Source organism: Pseudomonas sp. 18175, assembly GCF_050432925.1.
In the GTDB taxonomy this organism is placed as follows: Bacteria; Pseudomonadota; Gammaproteobacteria; order Pseudomonadales; family Pseudomonadaceae; genus Aquipseudomonas.
On the sequence record NZ_JBKFTO010000001.1, the window covers coordinates 189,720 to 209,752 of the forward strand.

General features: G+C 61.4%; 20 protein-coding genes and 1 pseudogene. 5 read left to right on the forward strand and 16 right to left on the reverse strand.

What is annotated here, in order from left to right:
- Nucleotides 1–36 precede the first annotated feature (36 nt).
- The 5 genes from recG to exbB all read right to left on the reverse strand — a co-directional run bounded on the left by recG (nt 37) and on the right by exbB (nt 5,399).
- Nucleotides 37–2,112, reverse strand: coding sequence for an ATP-dependent DNA helicase RecG (gene recG / locus ACLD1Y_RS00795; protein WP_429474613.1), 2,076 nt, complete (start codon nt 2,110–2,112; stop codon nt 37–39).
- 8 nt (nt 2,113–2,120) lie between these two features.
- On the reverse strand, nt 2,121–3,041 hold the full coding sequence (locus ACLD1Y_RS00800) for a hydrogen peroxide-inducible genes activator (protein ID WP_122511903.1): 921 nt from the start codon (nt 3,039–3,041) through the stop codon (nt 2,121–2,123).
- A gap of 220 nt (nt 3,042–3,261) precedes the next feature.
- Complete coding sequence (locus ACLD1Y_RS00805; RefSeq protein WP_185709996.1) at nt 3,262–4,011, reverse strand: TonB family protein; 750 nt, start codon at nt 4,009–4,011, stop codon at nt 3,262–3,264.
- Entirely contained in the window at nt 4,008–4,433 is a 426-nt protein-coding gene (exbD, locus tag ACLD1Y_RS00810) for a TonB system transport protein ExbD (RefSeq protein WP_135289310.1), read from the reverse strand. Before exbD ends, ACLD1Y_RS00805 begins: the two co-directional genes overlap by 4 nt.
- A 6-nt stretch (nt 4,434–4,439) precedes the next feature.
- A complete protein-coding gene (gene exbB, locus ACLD1Y_RS00815; protein ID WP_429474616.1) occupies nt 4,440–5,399 on the reverse strand; it encodes a tonB-system energizer ExbB in 960 nt (319 codons plus the stop codon).
- Nucleotides 5,400–5,588: 189 nt separating this feature from the next.
- Here exbB and ACLD1Y_RS00820 point away from each other — a divergent pair, with 189 nt between their 5' ends.
- Entirely contained in the window at nt 5,589–6,440 is an 852-nt protein-coding gene (locus ACLD1Y_RS00820; RefSeq protein WP_429474618.1) for an SDR family oxidoreductase, read from the forward strand.
- 124 nt (nt 6,441–6,564) lie between these two features.
- Here ACLD1Y_RS00820 and ACLD1Y_RS00825 read toward each other — a convergent pair whose 3' ends face one another.
- The 6 genes from ACLD1Y_RS00825 to ACLD1Y_RS00850 form a co-directional block, all read right to left on the reverse strand.
- Complete coding sequence (locus tag ACLD1Y_RS00825) at nt 6,565–7,308, reverse strand: hypothetical protein (protein WP_429474620.1); 744 nt, start codon at nt 7,306–7,308, stop codon at nt 6,565–6,567.
- Between the two features lie 57 nt (nt 7,309–7,365).
- Entirely contained in the window at nt 7,366–7,746 is a 381-nt protein-coding gene (locus ACLD1Y_RS00830) for a RidA family protein (protein WP_003176922.1), read from the reverse strand.
- A gap of 24 nt (nt 7,747–7,770) precedes the next feature.
- The gene (gene spoT / locus ACLD1Y_RS00835; protein ID WP_058424246.1) at nt 7,771–9,876 is read right to left on the reverse strand and encodes a bifunctional GTP diphosphokinase/guanosine-3',5'-bis pyrophosphate 3'-pyrophosphohydrolase; all 2,106 of its coding nucleotides are present in this window, start codon (nt 9,874–9,876) and stop codon (nt 7,771–7,773) included.
- 60 nt (nt 9,877–9,936) lie between these two features.
- Nucleotides 9,937–10,200, reverse strand: a complete 264-nt coding sequence (gene rpoZ / locus ACLD1Y_RS00840; RefSeq protein WP_003176920.1) for a DNA-directed RNA polymerase subunit omega — start codon at nt 10,198–10,200, stop codon at nt 9,937–9,939.
- A 167-nt stretch (nt 10,201–10,367) separates the two neighbouring features.
- Complete coding sequence (gmk, locus tag ACLD1Y_RS00845; protein WP_016975930.1) at nt 10,368–10,988, reverse strand: guanylate kinase; 621 nt, start codon at nt 10,986–10,988, stop codon at nt 10,368–10,370.
- A gap of 10 nt (nt 10,989–10,998) precedes the next feature.
- Nucleotides 10,999–11,862 (reverse strand): YicC/YloC family endoribonuclease, encoded by an 864-nt coding sequence (locus tag ACLD1Y_RS00850; protein WP_429474624.1) that lies wholly within the window; start codon nt 11,860–11,862, stop codon nt 10,999–11,001.
- 197 nt (nt 11,863–12,059) lie between these two features.
- Between ACLD1Y_RS00850 and rph the strand changes: the two genes are divergently transcribed.
- Entirely contained in the window at nt 12,060–12,782 is a 723-nt protein-coding gene (rph, locus tag ACLD1Y_RS00855; protein ID WP_017735760.1) for a ribonuclease PH, read from the forward strand.
- 22 nt (nt 12,783–12,804) lie between these two features.
- On the forward strand, nt 12,805–13,173 hold the full coding sequence (locus ACLD1Y_RS00860; protein WP_429474626.1) for a DUF4870 domain-containing protein: 369 nt from the start codon (nt 12,805–12,807) through the stop codon (nt 13,171–13,173).
- Nucleotides 13,174–13,231: 58 nt separating this feature from the next.
- On the opposite strand, the gene ACLD1Y_RS00865 is transcribed toward ACLD1Y_RS00860, so the two are convergent.
- Nucleotides 13,232–14,011 carry an exodeoxyribonuclease III gene (locus tag ACLD1Y_RS00865; protein ID WP_003195493.1) on the reverse strand — a complete coding sequence of 260 codons (780 nt, stop codon included), beginning with the start codon at nt 14,009–14,011 and terminating at the stop codon, nt 13,232–13,234.
- A gap of 82 nt (nt 14,012–14,093) precedes the next feature.
- Here ACLD1Y_RS00865 and pyrE point away from each other — a divergent pair, with 82 nt between their 5' ends.
- Complete coding sequence (gene pyrE / locus ACLD1Y_RS00870) at nt 14,094–14,738, forward strand: orotate phosphoribosyltransferase (protein WP_003195489.1); 645 nt, start codon at nt 14,094–14,096, stop codon at nt 14,736–14,738.
- 200 nt (nt 14,739–14,938) lie between these two features.
- On the opposite strand, the gene argB is transcribed toward pyrE, so the two are convergent.
- From argB to coaBC, 4 genes and pseudogenes are all read right to left on the reverse strand, one after another.
- On the reverse strand, nt 14,939–15,844 hold the full coding sequence (gene argB / locus ACLD1Y_RS00875) for an acetylglutamate kinase (protein ID WP_016975925.1): 906 nt from the start codon (nt 15,842–15,844) through the stop codon (nt 14,939–14,941).
- A gap of 19 nt (nt 15,845–15,863) precedes the next feature.
- Nucleotides 15,864–17,285: pseudogene (locus ACLD1Y_RS00880) on the reverse strand (phosphomannomutase/phosphoglucomutase); the annotation flags it as partial.
- 240 nt (nt 17,286–17,525) lie between these two features.
- Nucleotides 17,526–17,981: a dUTP diphosphatase gene (dut, locus tag ACLD1Y_RS00885; protein ID WP_110620471.1), complete on the reverse strand. Its 456-nt coding sequence runs from the start codon at nt 17,979–17,981 to the stop codon at nt 17,526–17,528.
- 5 nt (nt 17,982–17,986) lie between these two features.
- Nucleotides 17,987–19,195, reverse strand: a complete 1,209-nt coding sequence (gene coaBC / locus ACLD1Y_RS00890) for a bifunctional phosphopantothenoylcysteine decarboxylase/phosphopantothenate--cysteine ligase CoaBC (protein ID WP_015886530.1) — start codon at nt 19,193–19,195, stop codon at nt 17,987–17,989.
- A gap of 143 nt (nt 19,196–19,338) precedes the next feature.
- On the opposite strand from coaBC, the gene radC reads away from it, so the two are divergent.
- Complete coding sequence (radC, locus tag ACLD1Y_RS00895; RefSeq protein WP_429474630.1) at nt 19,339–20,013, forward strand: RadC family protein; 675 nt, start codon at nt 19,339–19,341, stop codon at nt 20,011–20,013.
- The last annotated feature ends 20 nt before the right edge of the window (nt 20,014–20,033 follow it).

The following is a 20,033-nucleotide window of genomic DNA, read 5'->3' on the forward strand; positions in this document are numbered from 1 at the left end:
TTGATACATCTGTTGGTCGTATTAGTGAGTCAGGCGTCACACTTGGCCGTATTGCTGCCCGTGCCTGAGCCAGCGATCCAGCAGCGGGCTGACATGTTCCGGCCAGCGCTCCAGCAGCGCTTGCGCCGCATCGCGTACAGCGGGGAGCAAATCGGCATCGCGCATCAGGTCGGCGACCTTGAATTGCAGCAGTCCGGTTTGGCGGGTGCCGAGCATTTCGCCGGGGCCGCGCAGTTCCAGGTCCTTTTCGGCGATGACAAACCCGTCGTTGGTCTCGCGCATGATGCCCAGGCGCTGACGACCGATCTGTGACAGCGGTGGGTGATACAGCAGCACGCAATGGCTGGCGGCGCTGCCTCGGCCGACGCGGCCGCGCAATTGGTGCAGTTGGGCCAGGCCCAGGCGTTCAGGGTTTTCGATGATCATCAGGCTGGCGTTGGGCACATCCACGCCCACTTCGATCACCGTGGTGGCCACCAGCAGTTGCAGGTTGCCGGCCTTGAATTCGGCCATTACCGCCGCCTTTTCCGCAGGCTTCATGCGCCCGTGAATCAGGCCGACCTTGAGTTCGCCGAGGGCGCTGGTGAGGTCTTCATAGGTGGTTTCGGCGGCCTGGCAGGTCAACTCTTCGGATTCTTCGATCAGCGTGCACACCCAATAGGCTTGGCGGCCTTCGGCACAGGCGCCGCGCACGCGTTCGATCACTTCGACACGCCGGGTGTCGGTGACCAGCACGGTATTGACCGGGGTTCGGCCGGGGGGCAGTTCGTCGAGGATCGAAGTGTCGAGGTCGGCGTAAGCGCTCATGGCCAGGGTGCGCGGGATGGGCGTGGCGGTCATGATCAACTGGTGCGGGTTCATACGCCCGCCGACGCCTTTCTGGCGCAGGGCCAGGCGTTGCTGCACGCCGAAACGATGCTGTTCGTCGATGATCACCAGGGCCAGGTTCTTGAACTTCACTTCGTCCTGGAACAGCGCGTGGGTGCCTACCACCATCGGTGCGCCACCGGCGATCTGTTCCAGCGCGGCTACGCGGTTCTTGCCCTTGAGCTTGCCCGCCAACCACGCCACTTCCAGGCCCAGCGGTTCGAGCCAGCGCTTGAAGGTGATGAAGTGTTGCTCGGCAAGGATCTCGGTAGGGGCCATCAGCGCCACCTGGTAACCGGCTTCCAGTGCTTGCAGGGCGGCGAGGGCGGCGACGACGGTCTTGCCGGCGCCTACGTCGCCTTGGATCAGGCGCAGCATGGGTTCTTGCTGGCTGAGGTCGTAGGCGATTTCGTTGCCCACCCGCTGCTGGGCGCCAGTGGGCGCAAAGCCCAGGTTGGCCAGGTATTGCGCGGGCAGGCGCGTGGCCTTGGGCATCGCGGGCGCGCGCAGGGAACGCATGCTTTCGCGCAGGCGTTGCTGGGACAGTTGGTGAGTCAGCAGTTCTTCAAAGGCCAGGCGGTGCTGGGCCCAGTGGTGACCGAGGGCCAGTTCGTCCACATCGGCATCGGCCGGTGGGTGATGCAGGTAGCGAATCGCATCGTCCAGCGGCGCCAGTTGATAGTCGCGGGCCAGCTCCAGCGGGAGCCAGTCGGGCAGGCTTTTGGGGCCGAGCATCGTCAACGTTTGCGTGCACAGTTGGCGCAGGCGCTGTTGGGTCAAACCTTCGGTGAGCGGGTAGATTGGCGTGAGCGTGGTGTCTACCGGCGGCGGTTCGTCGCCGGTGATGGCGCGGTATTCCGGGTGGTAGATCTCCAGGCCCGACGCGCCGGGGCGGGCTTCGCCGTAGCAGCGTACGCGGGTGCCGCGCTTGAGGCCTTCCTTCTGCGCATTGCTGAAATGGTAGAAGCGCAGGCTCAGGCCGCCGGTGCCGTCTTGCAGGCGCACCACCAGGCTACGGCGCTTGCCCATCACCACATCGGCACCGCTGACGGTGCCTTCAACCACCGCATCTTGCCCAGGGCGCAATTGGCCGATCGGCACCACGCGGGTGCGATCCTGATAACGCAAGGGCAGGTGGAACAGCACGTCCTGAAGGTTCTCCAGGCCGACCTTGGCCAACTTCTCGGCCATGGCTTCACCGACACCCTTGAGTGCCGTCACCGACACCTGCGACAACTCAGTCATACGGTTGCTCAGCTCGCAGCAGTCGGCTTGGCCACCGAACACAGGCGGATCGAGTCGGCGAGGATCTCAATGGCCTTGGGCCGTGGGAAGCTGGCGCGCCAGGCGATGGCCACGGTACGGAATGGCACCGGTGGCGTCAGTGGACGCACTTCGATCACGCCGGGGGCGTAGTGATGGCTGTCCACGGCGGAGAACGGCAGGATCGAAATACCCAGGCCGGACGCGACCATGTGGCGGATGGTTTCCAGGGAGCTGGATTCCACCGTAGTGTGCTTGGCACCGTCGTTGCCCTTGGTCAGGGTCGGGCAGGCTTCGAGCACCTGGTCGCGGAAACAGTGACCTTCGCCCAGCAACAGCAGGCTCTTGTCGTTGAGCAGGCCGGCGTCGATGGTGTCTTTTTGCGTCCACGGGTGGGAGGCTGGCATCAATACGTAGAACGGCTCGTCGTAGAGGGGCAGGGTGAGCACGTCCGCCTCGTTGAACGGCAGGGCGATGATGATCGCGTCCAGCTCGCCATTGCGCAGTTTGTCGCGCAGTACGTGGGTGAAGTTTTCTTCGATATACAGCGGCATCTGCGGCGCGACGCGGTGCAGTTGCGGGATCAGGTGCGGGAACAGGTACGGGCCGACGGTGTAGATGGCGCCGACTTTCAGCGGAGCGGTCAGCTGGTTCTTGCCGGCCTGGGCCAGCTCGCGAATGCTTTGCGCCTGCTCCAGTACCTTCTGGGCCTGGGCAACGATGCCTTCACCCACGGGGGTGAGGCGCACGGCGCTCTTGCTGCGCTCGAAAATCAGCACACCGAGTTCGTCTTCAAGCTTCTTCACGCCTACCGACAACGTCGGCTGGCTGACATGGCAACGCTCGGCCGCGTGGCCGAAGTGCTGCTCTTGGGCGAGGGTAACGATGTAGCGTAATTCTGTAAGAGTCATAGCGGGCGTCCATGAGGTTGCGGGCCAAGCATACCGGCTGCAATCGATAGACGCACGTTATCAGAAGTTTGTTGGGGATTGAGTGGGGAATTTGGTTGTACACAGACAAATGTGGGAGCGGGCTTGCTCGCGAAGGCGGTGTGTCAGTCACTGAAAATGTCGACTGATCCACCGCCTTCGCGAGCAAGCCCGCTCCCACACAAGCCTGTACCCGCAGTCCTTAGCGGCGGCGCTTCTCGATGTTGTACACGAACGGTGCAACGATCTCGATGCTGCCGCCCTTGAGCATGTCGGCCGGCGGCTTGGGCAGCGGCTGGGCACGACGGATCATGTCCAGGGTGGCACGGTCCAGGTCGGCGTTGCCGGAGCGGCCCACTAACTCATAGGACAGCACGTTGCCGTCAGCGTCCACCACGAACCGCAGGCGGTTCAGGCCTTCCTTGCCTCGGGCCTGGGCGCCGGGCGGGTACTTCTTGTACTTCTGCAAGTGCGCCAGCAGGGTGCCTTCCCAGGATGCCTTGGCCGCGACTTGCTGCGGCGACGGGCCTGGTACGGGCTGGGCCGATTTCTCAGCCGGTGCGTTGGTCGGTGGAGCGTCGCTCGGCGGGTCCTCGGAAGGTTTCTCCTTGGGTGGCTCGATCTTCTTCTCCACCGGCTTTGGCGGCTGCGGCTTGGGCTTTGGCTTGACCGGCTTGGGCACCTGGATCGTCGGCTTGGGCGCCTCGGCCAGTTTCGGCAGGGGCAGCTCTTCGACCGGCGTCGGCGGTTGCGGCGGCGTGATCACCTTGGGCGGAGCCGGCGGCGGTGGCGCTGGCATCGGCGCCAGGTCGATGACCATGGCAGCCGGTGGCAACTGCACCGTGTGCGGCGCTGACCAATGAAGCGCGATAGCAATCGCGACGGCATGCACGCCCAGCACGACGGCGAGGCTGGTGCCATAACGCGTCAGTTTGTGGCGCGTCGTGATCATTTCTTGGCTGCCGTCTCAAGTCCGACCAGGCCCACCTTGAGGTAGCCGGCTGCCCGCAGGGCATCCATCACGCTCATCAGGTCGCCGTAGTCCACGCCTTTGTCGGCCTGGAAGAAGATCGTCGTGTCTTTCTTGCCTTGGGTCTTGGCGTCCAGCACCTGGCCCAGGGTTTCGGATTTGACTTCTTCTTCGCCCAGGAACAGACGCTGGTCCGCCTTGACGCTGAGGAACACCGGTTTCTCTGGCCGCGGCGCCGGTTTGGCGGTGGAGGCGGGCAGGTCGACCTTGATGTCAACGGTGGCCAATGGAGCGGCCACCATGAAGATGATCAGCAGCACCAGCATCACGTCGATAAACGGCGTGACGTTGATTTCGTGGTTCTCGACGAGCTCGTCGTCGCCTTGATTCAAATGCAGGCCCATGGCCGATTACCCCACTTTCACCATGTGCGGTTGCGAGCTGCGCTCGGTAGGCAGGTGATCGAGGTCGCGGCTGACCAGCAGCAGGACTTCTGCCGACGCGTCCGATACCTGGGCTTTGTAGCCGGCAATCGAACGGGCGAAGACGTTGTAGATCACTACCGCAGGAATCGCGGCAACCAGGCCCAGGGCGGTGGCCAGCAGGGCTTCGGCAATGCCTGGGGCAACGACGGCGAGGTTGGTGGTCTGGGTTTTGGCGATGCCGATGAAGCTGTTCATGATGCCCCATACGGTGCCGAACAGGCCGACGAACGGCGCGGTGGAACCGATAGTGGCCAGCACGCCGGTGCCGCTGCTCATGTTACGACCGCAGGCTGCAACCAGGCGCTCCAGGCGGAAGGCCACACGCTCCTTGATGCCTTCTTTTTCGCGGGTATTGGCCGACAGGCGCATTTCTTCCAGCGCGTCGTGCACCAGGGTGTTGGCCAGGGTGCCCTTCTTGGTCGCGCTTTCGCTCGCTTCCTTGAGGGTGGTGGCCTTTTTCAGGTGGACGATTTCAGTGCGCAGGCGACGCTTGGCGCCCAGCAGCTCGAAGCCTTTGGCGATCCAGATGGTCCAGGTGATGATCGAGGCGATAGCCAGGCCGATCATGACGGCTTTCACCACCACGTCAGCGTTCTGGTACATGCCCCATGGGGACAGGTCGTGGGCCATGCCCAGGGTGTTGTCTTCTTCCAGGACTACGCCGGTGTCGTCAGCGGAGGCAGGGTCGGCTGCCAGGGCTGGGTCGGTTGCGGCAGGCGCGGCGGCTGGGGTGGCAGTGCTGTGCTCGGCGGCAGCCGGGGTGGCTGGGGCGGTGGCGTCAGCGAATGCGGCGGTCGGCGCCAGCAGGACGCTGAACAGCAGCGCAGCAATCGCGCGCCAGGCGCGGGATGTGGTTGGCGAAGCGGGGGTTGTATTACGTGTCATGCTGGCCGGACCTGAGAGGAAAAATGAGTGGTCGTCCTTCCAGACCCTTGGGGGGCCGAGGACAAATGGGCGGTTATTATTGCAAGTAATTCTTGTTAACAGAAGTAATACAGTAACTTTATTTGTGCTTTTTCTGGCCGTTTGTCACCTGTGAGGGCTAACCTAGACCTTTGCGTACGGAGTTTTGTGATGTCTGCGCCTTCTGTTGTGATTGCCGGCTGTGGCGATGTAGGGAGCCGGCTGGCCAGCCAACTGCTCGCCTCGGAATGGGAAGTTCACGGCCTACGGCGTGATATTTCGCGGCTGCCCGAAGGGGTGATCGGCATTGCCGGCGACCTGTTCAACAAGGATTGCCCTGACACCTGGCCCATTGGTGGGGTGGATTACCTGGTGTATTGCGCAGCCGCCACCGACCACGACGAAGCCGGGTATCGCGCGGCTTACGTGCAAGGGCTCAAACATGTGCTGGAGTGGCTGCAGGACTACGGCCAAGCGCCCAAGCACCTGATTTTTGTGTCCAGCAGCAGTGTGTATGGGCAGCAGAACGGCGAAAAGGTCGATGAAACGTCCGACACCCAGGCGAAGGGATATTCAGGGCAGGTGATGCTGGAGGCTGAGCAAGTGGCGCTCAATAGCGGCATCCCGGCAAGCATTGTGCGTCTCACCGGCATTTATGGGCCTGGCCGCGAGTGGCTGTTGACCCAGGTCCGCCAAGGCTACCGCGTGGCGATTGACCCACCTTTATATGGCAACCGCATTCACGCGGATGACGCGGCGGGGTTGCTGGCGTTTTTGCTGCGGCACGTGGAGCAGGGCGGTGTGTTGGACAAGGTCTACATCGGTGTTGACGATGCGCCGGCGCCGTTGGCTGAAGTGGTGGACTGGTTGCGCGGATATCTGGGCGTGACCGAGTGGGCTGAGGATGCCAGTGTGCGACGGGCGGGGAGCAAGCAGTGCAGTAATGCACGGGCTAAAGCTTTGGGTTGGAAGCCCACGTACCCGAGCTATCGTGAAGGGTATGCTGCCATTCTGAAGGGCTGAAATGCATTTAAAAATGTGGGAGCGGGCTTGCTCGCGAATGCGGAGTGTCAGTCACTGAATGTGCTGCTGATACACCGCATTCGCGAGCAAGCCCGCTCCCACTTTTGGATCTTCGTTAGGCCTCTTACTGCTTTTCAAGCAACCACTGGCGAGGACCGGGGGTGAACTGCGGTACTTCATCCGTCTGCGCAGTGTTGATCGCCTGGAAGATTTCCAGTTGCTTGCCCTTGCGCACAAAAATCCACGGGTTGCCCTGGCCGTTCAACTGTAACCAGATGCTGTCATAGCCGCCGCTCATTGACGCGCAATCACCCGCCAGGCACAGCGAGTACTGGTCGACATTGGGCAGGCCTGCGACTTTGCCGTTGGCCTGGAATTGCACGATGGCGCCGCTGCCGAAGCCGTCGAGGATCTTCCAGTCACCGCCCATATAGGCCGCGTACAGCGCACGCTCGAAGTTGGCGCCCAATGGCGCGCCTTCCGGTGCGGGTTCTTTGGCGCGTGCAAACACTTGCTCTGGCTCGTTGTCGTTGGCCACTTGCAGCAGTTGTTTGCCTTTGCGCTTGAGTTCGGTGGCGGAGCTGCCATAGAAGTCCACGCTCCAGGCGCCGGACTGTTCGCCCAGCAACTTGCCTTCCGCTACTTCAAAGCCGTTGTAGTAGCGCGCCTGTGCTGCCTTGGTGTTGACCTCCCATTCGAGGTTCGGGCCAAAGCTCTGCAGGGCTTCACGCAAAGGGCCGCCCTTGGCTGCCGCATCGATGGCGACCTGGTTGATCCAGGTGCCGCTCACATCCAGGTCGGCGGGGTTGCTGGCGCAGCCGCCGAGCAGCAAGGTGAGCAGTGATGAGGCTACAAGCGCTTTGCGCATTACGAAATCCTTCTGAAACGGAGTCGGCGCAGCCTGGGGAAAGCTGCGCCGGGTGTTTTACTCGATGACCAGAATCGCGTCCATCTCAACCTGCGCGCCCTTTGGCAGGGCAGCAACGCCGATGGCGGCGCGGGCTGGGTACGGCTGTTCGAAGTACTTGCCCATGATCTCGTTGACCTTGGCGAAGTGGCTCAGGTCGGTGAGGAAGATGTTCAGTTTGACGATGTCCTTGAACGAACCGCCAGCGGCTTCGGCCACGGACTTGAGGTTCTCGAAGACCTGTACGGTCTGCGCTTCAAAGCCTTCCACCAGCTCCATGGTCTTTGGGTCCAGCGGGATCTGGCCAGACATGTAGACGGTGTTGCCCGCCTTGATCGCCTGGGAGTAGGTGCCGATGGCAGCTGGGGCCTTGTCGCTGGTGATAACGGTCTTGGTCATGAATGACTCCTTGTAATGGATCGCTTATGCACGCATGCGGGTGATGCGGATCACACCGGTCAAGGCGCGCAGTTTCTTGATCACGCGGGCCAGGTGCACGCGGTCGTGCACGCTGACGACAAGCTGGACCACGCTGATGCGACCATCGCGTTCGTCCATGCTGATTTTTTCGATATTGCCGTCCGCCGCGTTGACACTGCTGGCCAGCAGCGCGATCAGCCCGCGCTGGTGTTCCAGCTCCACCCGCAGCTCGACATTGAATTCGCCGGTGACATCCTTGGCCCACGAGAGCTGGATGCATTTTTCCGGGTTGTGGCGGATTTCGGTGATATTGCGGCAGTTGTCCAAGTGCACCACCATGCCTTTGCCCGCCGACAGGTGACCGACAATAGGGTCGCCCGGGATCGGCGTGCAGCACTTGGCGTAGCTGAGCACCAGGCCCTCGGTGCCGCGAATCGCCAGCGGGCCTTCGGGGCTTGGCAGTTGCTCGCCTTCGCCCAGCAGGCGGCGGGCGACCACGTAGGCCATGCGGTTGCCCAGGCCGATATCTTCCAGCAGGTCTTCGATGGTTTCCTGGCGATACTCGTGGAGCATCGCTTGCACGCGTTCCTGCGGGATCTTGTCCAGGGCGCTGTCGAAACCGTTGAGCACTTTGTTCAGCAGGCGCTCGCCCAAGCTGATGGACTCGGAGCGACGTTGCAGTTTCAGGGCGTGGCGAATATGCGTACGCGCCTTGCCGGTGACCACGAAGTTCAGCCATGCCGGGTTCGGGCGTGCACCTGGTGCGCTGACGATCTCTACCGTGGAGCCGCTTTGCAGTGGCTCGGACAGCGGTGCGAGACGGCGATTGATCCGACAGGCAATGCAGCTGTTGCCCACGTCGGTGTGTACCGCATAGGCAAAGTCGACCGCCGTGGAGCCTTTGGGCAGCTCCATGATCCGGCCTTTGGGCGTGAACACGTAGACCTCGTCCGGGAACAGGTCGATCTTCACGCTTTCGATAAATTCCAGGGAGTTGCCGGCACGTTGCTGCATTTCCAGCACGCCTTTGACCCACTGACGGGCGCGGGCATGGGTGCCTTTTGGCTGTTCGTCACCGCTGGATTTATACAGCCAATGGGCGGCAATGCCGTTGTTGGCCATCTCTTCCATTTCCCGGGTGCGGATCTGGATCTCGATCGGCACCCCATGCATACCAAACAGCGTGGTATGCAGCGACTGATAGCCGTTGGCCTTGGGAATGGCGATGTAATCCTTGAAGCGGCCCGGCAGGGGTTTGTACAAATTATGTACAGCGCCCAGCACGCGGTAGCAGGTGTCGACCTTATCGACGATGATCCGGAACGCGTACACGTCCATGATCTCGTTGAAGGCCCGGCGCTTGCCGCGCATCTTTTTGTAGATGCCGTAGATGTGTTTCTGTCGGCCGCTGACTTCGCCTTCGATCTCGTCGATCGCCAGGCAATGGCTCAGGGACTCTTCGATCTTGTTGACGATTTCCTTGCGGTTGCCCCGGGCGCGCTTGACCGCCTGGTAGATGCGCGCCGAACGCATCGGGTGCATGGCCTTGAAGCCGAGGTCTTCGAATTCGATACGAATGGCGTGCATGCCCAGCCGATTGGCGATGGGCGCGTAGATTTCCAGGGTTTCCTTGGCGATGCGCCGGCGTTTCTCGCCGGACAGCACTTCCAGCGTGCGCATGTTGTGCAGACGGTCGGCCAACTTGACCAGGATCACCCGGATATCGCGGGCCATGGCCATGGCCATCTTCTGGAAGTTTTCTGCCTGGGCTTCGGCCTTGGTCTCGAAGTTCATCTGGGTCAGTTTGCTGACCCCGTCGACCAGTTCGGCCACGGTTTCGCCAAATTGCGCGCTGAGCGCCTCTTTGGCGATGCCGGTGTCTTCGATCACGTCATGCAGCATTGCGGCCATCAAGCTCTGATGGTCCATGTGCATGTCGGCAAGAATATTTGCCACCGCAAGAGGATGGGTGACATACGCCTCGCCACTGCGGCGGCGTTGGCCGTCGTGGGCTTGTTCGGCGTAGAAATACGCTCGGCGGACCAGGTTGACCTGGTCTGGGCCGAGGTAGGCCGATAAGCGATCGGCGAGGGCGTCTATGCTCGGCAAAGTGTTAACTCCTGCCGATGGCTGTGACCCCGCGCCGTGCTACGTCGACCAGGCATAGGCTTAGACGGCCTCGTTGGACTCGTCCTCGAACGCTGCAAACAGCGGTTCGTCTTCAACGATTTCAGCGTTGGCGATGAACTCATAGCTCATCAGGCCTTCAGCGATTTCACGCAGGGCTACAACGGTAGGCTTGTCGTTTTCCCACTGGACCAGGGGCTCTTTGCCGCCAGTGGCCAGTTGACGGGCACGCTTGGTAGAGAGCATGACCAGCTCAAAGCGGTTATCCACGTGTTCTAGGCAGTCTTCAACGGTTACGCGGGCCATGGTATTCCTCGGAGCGAATGCAAGATGCGCGCTGCCCGGTTGGGCGAGCGGACTGAGCAGTTTAAAAAATCACCAGCGTTTAGGGAAGCGCTGATTTTTCGCGAGCCCTGGTAAAACCGCTGTAAGCGCCAATGTAAAGCCCTTGCAGCGGTTTTGGAAAGAGCTAATCAGCCAAGCAGTTCGGCGAGCAATTTGCCAAAACGCTGCTGTTGACGCTTTTGCTGGAGCTGATTGGTGCGGAAAATCGCCTTCAAATCGTCCAGTGCGTGGGCAAAATCGTCGTTGATGATCAGGTAGTCGTAGTCGACGTAGTGGCTCATTTCGCTGACGGCTTCGCGCATGCGGCCTTCGATGATCTCGTCGCTGTCCTGGCCACGGTTGGTCAGGCGCTGGTGCAAGGCTTCCAGCGATGGCGGCAGGATGAAGATCGAACGCGCCTGTGGCATCAGCTTGCGCACTTGTTCGGCGCCCTGCCAGTCGATTTCCAGGATCAGGTCGTGGCCTTCGTCCAGGGTCTGCTGCAGGTGGCTTTGCGAGGTGCCGTAGAGGTTGCCGAACACTTCGGCGCGCTCCAGGAAGTCGCCGTGTTCAATCATCTTGACGAACTCGGTGCGCTCGACGAAATGGTAGTGCACGCCGTTCACCTCACCCGGGCGCATGGCGCGGGTGGTGTGGGAGACCGAGATGCGGATCTGCTCGTCAGCGTCGGTCAGGGCCTTGACCAGGCTGCTTTTGCCCGCGCCCGAAGGGGCGGAAATGATGTAAAGGGTGCCGGTGCTGTGGGTCATGGAAGTTGCCTTACTCAATATTCTGTACTTGTTCGCGCATTTGCTCGATCAACACCTTGAGGTTGACCGCTGCCGTGGTGCTGCGCGGGTCGAAAGCCTTGGAGCCCAGTGTATTGGCTTCGCGGTTGAGTTCCTGCATGAGGAAGTCCAGGCGCCGACCGGCGGCACCGGCGGACTTGAGCACGCGGCGCACTTCGAGGATGTGGGTGCTCAGGCGGTCGAGTTCTTCGGCGACGTCGCTCTTTTGCGCCAGCAGGACCATTTCCTGTTCCAGGCGTGTCGGGTCGAGGTCGGCCTTCATGTCGGTGAAGCGGTCCAGGACCTTCTGGCGCTGGGTGGCGAGCATCTGCGGTACCAGCTCGCGCAGGGTCACCACGTCTTCTTCGATGGCGGTGAGGCGTTCGCTGATCAGGCGGGCCAGTTCGGCACCTTCACGCTCGCGGCCAGCCTTGAGCTCCTTCAAGCCCTGGTTGAACAGGGCGAGGGCTTCGGCGTTGAGGGCTTGCGGGTCAGTGGCGTCGGCCACCAGTACGCCGGGCCAGGCCAGTACTTCCAGGGGGTTCAGCGCGGCAGGCTGCTTGATCAGGCCGGCGATGGTCTCGGCGGCGGCCACCAGTTGCGCGGCGCGATCGCGGTCGATCTGCAAGGCCTTGCCGGTGGTTTCTTCGGTAAAGCGCAGGGTGCATTCCAGCTTGCCGCGGGAAATACCCTGGCGTAGTGCTTCGCGCACGGCGCCTTCGAGATCGCGGAATGATTCCGGCAGGCGCAGGTGCGGCTCCAGGTAGCGGCTGTTGACCGAGCGCAGTTCCCAGCTCAGGGTGCCTTGGACGCCGGCTTTTTCGACGCGGGCGAAGGCGGTCATGCTGTGCACCATGGAGGTACCTCGCGTTGCAGTCCCGCAAACGCGGGCTGATGGTTAAGAAGGCGCAGGATTGTAGCGCAGTGGGGCGAATGCGCCCAAACAAAGGGCGATAGGCCGGGCATTCGTAACCGAATTTTAAGAAGTGCCCCGAATCGGCTCACGGCTCTATAATGCTCGGCAGTTTTTCGTCCTCAGTACAGGTATCCCCTATGAAACGTCCAAGTGGTCGCGTTGCCGATCAGCTCCGCTCGATCCGCATCACCCGCAACTACACCAAACACGCCGAGGGTTCTGTACTGGTCGAGTTTGGCGATACCAAGGTGATCTGCACCGTCAGCGTCGAGAACGGCGTGCCGCGCTTCCTCAAGGGCCAGGGCCAGGGCTGGTTGACCGCCGAGTACGGCATGCTGCCGCGTGCGACTGGCGAGCGTAACCAGCGCGAAGCCAGCCGTGGCAAGCAAGGCGGGCGTACCCTGGAAATCCAGCGCCTGATCGGCCGCTCCCTGCGCGCGGCCCTGGACATGTCCAAGCTGGGTGACGTAACCCTGTACGTCGACTGCGACGTGATCCAGGCTGACGGCGGCACCCGCACCGCTTCCATCACCGGCGCCATGGTGGCCCTGGTTGACGCACTCAAAGTGATCAAGAAGCGTGGCGGCCTTAAGGGCGGTGACCCGCTCAAGCAAATGATCGCCGCTGTATCGGTGGGCATGTACCAGGGCGAGCCGGTGCTTGACCTGGACTACCTGGAAGACTCGGCCGCCGAGACCGACCTGAACGTGGTGATGACCAGCACCGGTGGCTTCATCGAAGTGCAGGGCACCGCCGAAGGCGCGCCATTCCAACCTGCTGAGCTGAACGCCATGCTGGCCTTGGCCCAGAAGGGTATGACCGAGATCTTCGAACTGCAGAACGCCGCACTGGCTGACTGAACCTGATTCAAGGAGAAACGCCATGAATGACAGCCAATTGCCTGTGCCTACGCCGTCCTACGAGGCGCGCCAGGGTGCGATGTTGTGTCATTTCGCGGCGTTTCTGGGGTTTGTCTTCCCCTTTGGTAGCGTTATCGGGCCGTTGATCCTGTGGCAGCTCAAGCGGGAGAAGGATGCGTTCATTGATGACCAGGGCAAGGAAGCCTTGAACTTCCAGATCACCGTGGCCATCGCCTGGATTGTTTGCATGGTGCTGGCGTTCGCGGTGATCGGGTTTTTCCTGATGATCGTGCTGGTGATCGCCACCCTGGTGCTGACTATCATTGGCGGCATCAAGGCCAACAAGGGGGTTGCTTACCGTTACCCCTTGACCTGGCGGCTGGTCAAATAATGATCGCCCACAAAAAAACCGACAGCGATGTCGGTTTTTTTGTGCCTGGGAAAAGACCTTAGATGGTCAGTGTCCAGTCGTAGTCCACGATCAGCGGCGCGTGCTGCGAGAAGCGCGGCTGGCGCGGCAAGCGTGCGCTGCGAACGAACCGGCGCAGACCAGGGGTCAGCAACTGGTAGTCGAAGCGCCAGCCCAGGTTGAGCATCTCAGCCTGTTCATTATCCGGCCACCAGCTGTACTGGTCGCCTTCACGGCTGACTTCACGCAAGGCATCCACATAGCCCATGTTGCCGACAATCTCGTCCATCCAGGCCCGTTCCGGCGCCAGGAAGCCCGGGGATTGCTGGCTGTCGCGCCAGTTCTTGATATCCAGCTTCTGTTGCGCCACGTACAGCGAGCCACAATAAATGTACTCGCGACGTTTGCGCCGCTGTTTATCCAGGTAACGGGCGAAATCGTCCATTAGCTTGAACTTCTGGTTCAAGTCTTCATCGCCGTTCTGCCCTGAAGGGAGCAGCAAGGTCGCGATGCTGACCTTATCGAAATCGGCTTGCAGGTAGCGCCCGTAGCGGTCGGCTGTCTCGAAGCCGAGGCCGCTGATGACCGCCTTGGGTTGCAACCGCGAATACAAAGCCACGCCACCTTGGGTGGGTACTTCGGCATCGCAGGCATAAAGGAAGTAGCCATCCAGTTGGAAGGCTGGGTCGTCCAGTTCAAAGGCGGAGGCGCGGGTATCCTGCAGGCAGATGACGTCGGCATTCTGGGCTTGCAGCCAACTGAGCAAACCACGCTCGACTGCAGCCTGAATACCATTAACGTTCACACTGATGATCCGCATAAATGGCCCCAAAAATCGCGTGCGTGTATGATACACGCCGTCCACCTAATTAGCTAAATCCGTGGTATCTGAGGCTTTTTTCATGCAGGCGTATCAACGCGATTTCATTCGTTTTGCCATCGATCGCGGCGTTTTGCGCTTCGGTGAGTTCACACTCAAGTCCGGGCGCACCAGCCCGTACTTCTTCAATGCTGGCTTGTTCAACTCGGGTTCGGCCCTGGCTCAACTGGGTCGTTTCTACGCGGCCGCCATCGTTGAGAGCGGTATTTCCTTCGACGTACTGTTCGGCCCGGCCTACAAGGGTATCCCTCTGGCGGCCGCGACAGCCGTGGCTTTGGCCGAACATCATGGGCAAGACCTGCCGTGGTGCTTCAACCGTAAAGAAGCCAAGGCCCACGGTGAGGGCGGTAGCCTGGTGGGTGCGCCGCTGACTGGCGATGTGCTGATCATCGATGACGTGATCACTGCCGGTACGGCCATCCGTGAAGTGATGCAGATCATCGCTTCCCAGGACGGCGCCAAGGCTGCCGGCGTATTGATCGCGCTGAACCGCCAAGAGCGCGGCAACGGTGAGTTGTCGGCGATCCAGGAAGTGGAGCGTGATTTCGGCATCCCGGTGGTGAGCATCGTGTCGTTGAACCAGGTGTTGCAGTTCCTGGAAGATGATCCGCAGCTCAAGCAGCATTTGCCTGCTGTTCGCGCTTACCGCGAGCAGTTTGGCGTTTGACCCAGAAAGTTCTGTGGAGTGGGCTTGTGTGGGAGCGGGCTTGCTCGCGAAGGCGGTGGGTCAGACATACATGTGCTGACTGACACTGCGCTTTCGCGAGCAAGCCCGCTCCCACAGTGGATCTCCACTGGTCTGTAGGTTCAAGCACATAAAAAAGGCCCCGCTCAACCAGATTGAGCGGGGCCTTTTATTTGCAGTGTTTAAGGACGCTTGCGATTACTGATCAGCGTGCCCATGCCGGTATCCGTGAAGATTTCCAGCAGTACCGCGTTCGGTACACGGCCGTCGATGATCAGCGAGCTGCCAACGCCGCCTTGCACCGCCTCCAGTGCACAGCGGATCTTCGGCAGCATGCCGCCATAGATGGTGCCGTCGGCGATCAACTCGTCCACCTGTTGCGTGGTCAAGCCGGTTAGCACTTTGCCTTCCTTGTCCATCAGGCCGGCGATGTTGGTCAGCAGCATCAGCTTTTCAGCTTTCAGCGCCTCGGCCACCTTGCCGGCCACCAGGTCGGCGTTGATGTTGTAGGACTCACCGTTGGCGCCCACGCCGATCGGCGCGATCACCGGGATGAAATCACCCTTGACCAGCAGGTTCAGCAGGTCGGTGTTCACACCCACCACTTCGCCCACCTGGCCGATGTCGATGATTTCCGGCTGGGTCATCTCCGGCGTCTGACGGGTGACGGTCAGTTTTTTCGCACGAATCAGCTCCGCATCCTTGCCGGTCAGGCCGATGGCACTGCCGCCGTGGCGGTTGATCAGGTTGACGATGTCCTTGTTGACCTGGCCGCCGAGGACCATCTCCACCACATCCATGGTCTGCGCGTCAGTGACACGCATGCCATCGATGAAGTGGCTCTCGATCGACAAGCGCTTGAGCAGGTCGCCGATTTGCGGGCCGCCACCGTGCACCACCACTGGGTTGATCCCCACAGCTTTCATCAACACGATGTCGCGGGCAAAGCCGGTTTTCAGCTCGTCGCTTTCCATGGCATTGCCGCCGTATTTGATCACCAGCGTCTTGCCGACGTAGCGTCGAATGTAGGGCAACGCTTCGGAAAGGACCTTGGCGGTGTTGGCAGCGGCTTCGCGTTCGAGGGTCATTCAGGGCTCCGGTAAAAAATCAGAACGGTAATTGGAGATCAGGGGCAACACGTTTCAACTGGGCGTGGAACACGTCCTTGATGCGCTGCAACTCAGCCTCGGTATCCGCCTCGAAACGCAGGACCAGCACCGGAGTGGTGTTGGACGCGCGAACCAGGCCCCAGCCTTTGGCGTAATCGACTCGCACACCATCAATGAGGGTCAGGTCGGCGCCTTCGCCCCATTGCGCATCGTGCAGTGCGTCAATGATGCTGAATTTGCTCTCCTCGGTCACATGGATATTGATCTCTGGCGTAGAAATATCATTCGGGAAGGTCTGAAACAGCTCTTCTGCGGAGGATTTTTCCTTGCTGAGGATCTCCAGCAGACGAGCGGCGCTGTAAATACCGTCATCAAAGCCGAACCAGCGTTCCTTGAAGAACACGTGACCGCTCATTTCGCCGGCCAACAGGGCGCCGGTTTCCTTCATTTTCTTTTTGATCAACGAGTGACCGGTCTTCCACATTAGCGGTCGGCCGCCGTATTCCTTGATCAGCGGGGTGAGGCGGCGGGTGCACTTCACGTCAAAGATGATCTCGGCGTTGGCATTGCGCGCTACCACATCACGGGCGAACAGCATCAATAGGCGGTCCGGGAACACAATCTCGCCGGTCTCGGTCACCACCCCCACGCGGTCGCCGTCGCCGTCGAAGGCCAGGCCCACGTCGGCCCCGGTTTCCTTGACCTTGGCGATCAGGTCTACCAGGTTTTCCGGCTTGCCCGGGTCCGGATGATGGTTGGGGAAGTTGCCGTCAACCTCGCAGAACAGCGGGATCACTTCGCAGTTCAGCGCTTCGAGCAGTTGCGGGGCGATCACGCCGGCCGCGCCGTTGCCGCAGTCCACCACCACTTTGAGGCGGCGCGCGAGCTTGACGTCGCGGGTAATTTCATCGGAATAGCGCTGCAGGATGTCGACCTTGGTGATGCTGCCCTGACCGCTGGTCAGGTCGTTGGTCTTCAGGCGGGTGTGCAGGGCCTGGATCTGCTCGTTGGCGAGGGTGTCGCCGGCGATGACGATCTTGAAGCCGTTGTAGTCCGATGGGTTATGGCTACCGGTGAGCATCACCCCGGACTTGCCGGCCAGGACGTTGGCGGCGTAGTACAGCGCCGGCGTAGGCACCAGGCCGACGTCGCTGACATGGCAGCCGCTGTCGGCCAGGCCCTGGATCAATTGCTCCACCAGTTCGGGGCCGGACAGGCGACCGTCACGACCGACCGATACATTCGGCTCGTCCTGGGCCAGGCTCTGGGAGCCAATGGCGCGGCCAATCCAGTAGGCGGTTTCGGCAGTCAGGGTCTTGGGCACCACGCCACGGATGTCGTAGGCGCGAAAGATGCTGTCGGGGAATGTCGGGGCTACTCGGGCTGCGGTACTCATCGCGGGGGGAAACTCCATCTGAAGGGGGCAAGGCTGGTCCCAATGTGGCTGACCGGCAGGCTCAAACTGAAGGGTATGACGGTGTTTTCGGCAGAGAGTTCGTGGTGCAAAAATGCCATCGGAGCGTGCGCTCCGTCTTTTTGTCTGCGTAATTCGTTGATTTCAAAGGGGAAATCTCGCTGATAAGGTCCGCGCATTCTTCGTCCTGAAAAGCCTTGCGGTGGCGTCGGGCCGGGCAACGGCGCCCGGCCAGATTCAGCTTAGTCAGTGACTGCCGGAATGCCCGAAGCCGCCAGCGCCGCGTTGGGTTTCATCAAATTCCTGTACCAGTTCGAAGTGCGCCTGCACCACCGGCACCAGCACTAACTGTGCAATGCGCTCGCCGACCGCGATGTTGAACGCGGTCTGGCCACGGTTCCAGCACGACACCATCAACTCGCCCTGGTAGTCCGAGTCGATCAAGCCCACCAGGTTGCCCAGCACGATGCCGTGTTTGTGGCCCAGGCCCGAGCGCGGCAGGATCAGCGCCGCCAGGCCTGGGTCGCCGACGTAGATCGACAGGCCGGTGGGAATCAGGAGGGTCTGGCCCGGCTCAAGGACGGTGTCCTCCTTCAGCATGGCGCGCAGGTCCAGGCCGGCGGAGCCTGGCGTGGCGTAGGCCGGCAGTGGGAATTCGTTGCCGATGCGGGGGTCGAGGATCTTGGCTTGCAAAGCGTGCATGGAAATTAAACCTGGTTCAGCCGTTGGGCGATAAAAGAGATCAGTTGGCGGGCAATCTTGCCCTTGCTGGTCTGGGCGAAAAGGGTGGCGTGCAGCTCGCGGTCGATCACGCTGCAGGCGTTTTCCTCGCTGTTGAAGCCGATGCTCGGGTTGGCGACATCATTGGCAACGATCAGATCGAGGTTTTTGTCCTTCAATTTGCGTGCGGCGTAGTCCAGCAAGTGCTCGGTCTCGGCGGCAAAACCGACGCTAAACGGACGGTCCGGACGGGTGGCGATGGTGGCCAGGATGTCCGGGTTGCGCACCATTTGCAGGAGCAGGCCGTCGCCGCTTGTAGGGTCTTTCTTGAGCTTTTGCGGGGCAACGACTTCTGGGCGGTAATCCGCAACCGCTGCCGAGGCGATAAACAAGTCGCAGGGAATCGCCGCTTCACAGGCCGCCAGCATGTCGCGGGCGCTGACTACGTCGATTCGCGTGACCCGATCAGGGGTGGGCAAATGCACCGGCCCGGTGATCAGCGTGACGCGTGCGCCTGCCTCAACCGCCGCTTCTGCCAAGGCAAAGCCCATTTTTCCTGAGCTATGGTTGGTGATGTAGCGCACCGGGTCGATGTTTTCCTGGGTTGGCCCGGCAGTAATCAACACGTGTTTGCCGGTCAGGGCCAGGTGCTGGAAGCACTCGGCGGCGCACAGTGCCAGGTCAGTGGCTTCGAGCATGCGACCCATGCCGACGTCGCCGCAGGCCTGGCTGCCGGACGCCGGGCCGAACACCTTGAGGCCACGGCTCTGCAGCAGTTGCGTGTTGGCCTGGGTCGCCGGGTCGCGCCACATGGCCTGGTTCATCGCCGGGGCGATGGCGACGGTGGCGTCGGTGGCCAGTACCAGGGTGGTGAGCAAGTCATCGGCGATGCCTTGGGCGAGGCGGGCGATCAGGTCGGCGGTGGCCGGGGCGATCAGCACCAGGTCGGCCCATTTGGCCAGCTCGATGTGGCCCATGGCAGCTTCGGCGGCCGGGTCGAGCAGGTCCAGGTGAACCGGGTGCCCGGACAGGGCCTGCATGGTCAGCGGGGTGATGAACTCACTGCCGCCGCGGGTCATGACCACGCGCACCTCGGCGCCTTGGTCCAGGAGCCTGCGAACCAGTTCTGCGCTCTTGTAGGCGGCAATGCCGCCGCCGACGCCGAGAACGATGCGTTTCCGATACAGACGCTGCATTGGTTTGCCTTTCCAGTTCAGTGATGCCAGTTCAGTGACGCCTGCGATGCCCCCTCCCCAGGTGAAATCGCACGCAAAAAAGAGGGCCTACGATAACACAGCGTCCGCCGGGCAACAGCGGCGCACAGATACAGGGAGGCGGGATGAGTATTCGCGATTGGCCAGTGGCGGAGCGGCCACGGGAAAAACTGTTGGAATGGGGCGCAGCGAGCCTGTCGGATGCCGAATTGCTGGCGATCTTCCTGCGTACGGGCGTTGCTGGCAGTAGTGCGGTGGACCTGGCGCGCCATCTATTGGCCCAATTTGGTGGTTTGCGCCCGTTGCTGGAGGCCAGCCAGACCGTGTTCAGCCAGCACTTGGGGCTGGGTCCGGCGAAGTTTTCCCAGTTGCAGGCGGTACTGGAAATGTCCCGGCGCCATATGGCCGAGCGGTTGCGGGTTGATTCGGTGCTGGAAAGCCCGGTAGCTGTGCGTGAATACCTCAAGGCGCTGTTACGCCATGAGCCTCACGAGATCTTTGGCTGCCTGTTTCTCGATTCAAAGCACCGGGTGTTGGGGTTCGAGGCGTTATTCCAGGGCACCATCGACGGTGCGGTGGTCTACCCCCGGCAAGTGGTCAAGCGCGCCTTGGCGTACAACGCGGCGGCATTGATTCTGTGTCATAACCATCCATCCGGGAGCGTGGAGCCCAGTGCGGCAGACCGCAGGTTGACCAAGTTGCTGCAAAAAGCCTTGGAAGTGGTGGATGTGCGGGTGCTGGACCACATCATCGTGGGCGATGGTGATCCATTGTCGATGGCGGAATATGGGTGGATGTAGCCCCGCCCGGTCAAGGCGGG

Bases quoted from the DNA above. Each gene is read 5' to 3' on its own strand.
- recG (WP_429474613.1), bottom strand. From the start codon at position 2,112: ATGACTGAGTTGTCGCAGGTGTCGGTGACGGCACTCAAGGGTGTCGGT.
- ACLD1Y_RS00800 (WP_122511903.1), bottom strand. From the start codon at position 3,041: ATGACTCTTACAGAATTACGCTACATCGTTACCCTCGCCCAAGAGCAG.
- ACLD1Y_RS00805 (WP_185709996.1), bottom strand. From the start codon at position 4,011: ATGATCACGACGCGCCACAAACTGACGCGTTATGGCACCAGCCTCGCC.
- exbD (WP_135289310.1), bottom strand. From the start codon at position 4,433: ATGGGCCTGCATTTGAATCAAGGCGACGACGAGCTCGTCGAGAACCAC.
- exbB (WP_429474616.1), bottom strand. From the start codon at position 5,399: ATGACACGTAATACAACCCCCGCTTCGCCAACCACATCCCGCGCCTGG.
- ACLD1Y_RS00820 (WP_429474618.1), top strand. From the start codon at position 5,589: ATGTCTGCGCCTTCTGTTGTGATTGCCGGCTGTGGCGATGTAGGGAGC.
- ACLD1Y_RS00825 (WP_429474620.1), bottom strand. From the start codon at position 7,308: ATGCGCAAAGCGCTTGTAGCCTCATCACTGCTCACCTTGCTGCTCGGC.
- ACLD1Y_RS00830 (WP_003176922.1), bottom strand. From the start codon at position 7,746: ATGACCAAGACCGTTATCACCAGCGACAAGGCCCCAGCTGCCATCGGC.
- rpoZ (WP_003176920.1), bottom strand. From the start codon at position 10,200: ATGGCCCGCGTAACCGTTGAAGACTGCCTAGAACACGTGGATAACCGC.
- gmk (WP_016975930.1), bottom strand. From the start codon at position 10,988: ATGACCCACAGCACCGGCACCCTTTACATCATTTCCGCCCCTTCGGGC.
- ACLD1Y_RS00850 (WP_429474624.1), bottom strand. From the start codon at position 11,862: ATGGTGCACAGCATGACCGCCTTCGCCCGCGTCGAAAAAGCCGGCGTC.
- rph (WP_017735760.1), top strand. From the start codon at position 12,060: ATGAAACGTCCAAGTGGTCGCGTTGCCGATCAGCTCCGCTCGATCCGC.
- ACLD1Y_RS00860 (WP_429474626.1), top strand. From the start codon at position 12,805: ATGAATGACAGCCAATTGCCTGTGCCTACGCCGTCCTACGAGGCGCGC.
- ACLD1Y_RS00865 (WP_003195493.1), bottom strand. From the start codon at position 14,011: ATGCGGATCATCAGTGTGAACGTTAATGGTATTCAGGCTGCAGTCGAG.
- pyrE (WP_003195489.1), top strand. From the start codon at position 14,094: ATGCAGGCGTATCAACGCGATTTCATTCGTTTTGCCATCGATCGCGGC.
- argB (WP_016975925.1), bottom strand. From the start codon at position 15,844: ATGACCCTCGAACGCGAAGCCGCTGCCAACACCGCCAAGGTCCTTTCC.
- dut (WP_110620471.1), bottom strand. From the start codon at position 17,981: ATGCACGCTTTGCAAGCCAAGATCCTCGACCCCCGCATCGGCAACGAA.
- coaBC (WP_015886530.1), bottom strand. From the start codon at position 19,195: ATGCAGCGTCTGTATCGGAAACGCATCGTTCTCGGCGTCGGCGGCGGC.
- radC (WP_429474630.1), top strand. From the start codon at position 19,339: ATGAGTATTCGCGATTGGCCAGTGGCGGAGCGGCCACGGGAAAAACTG.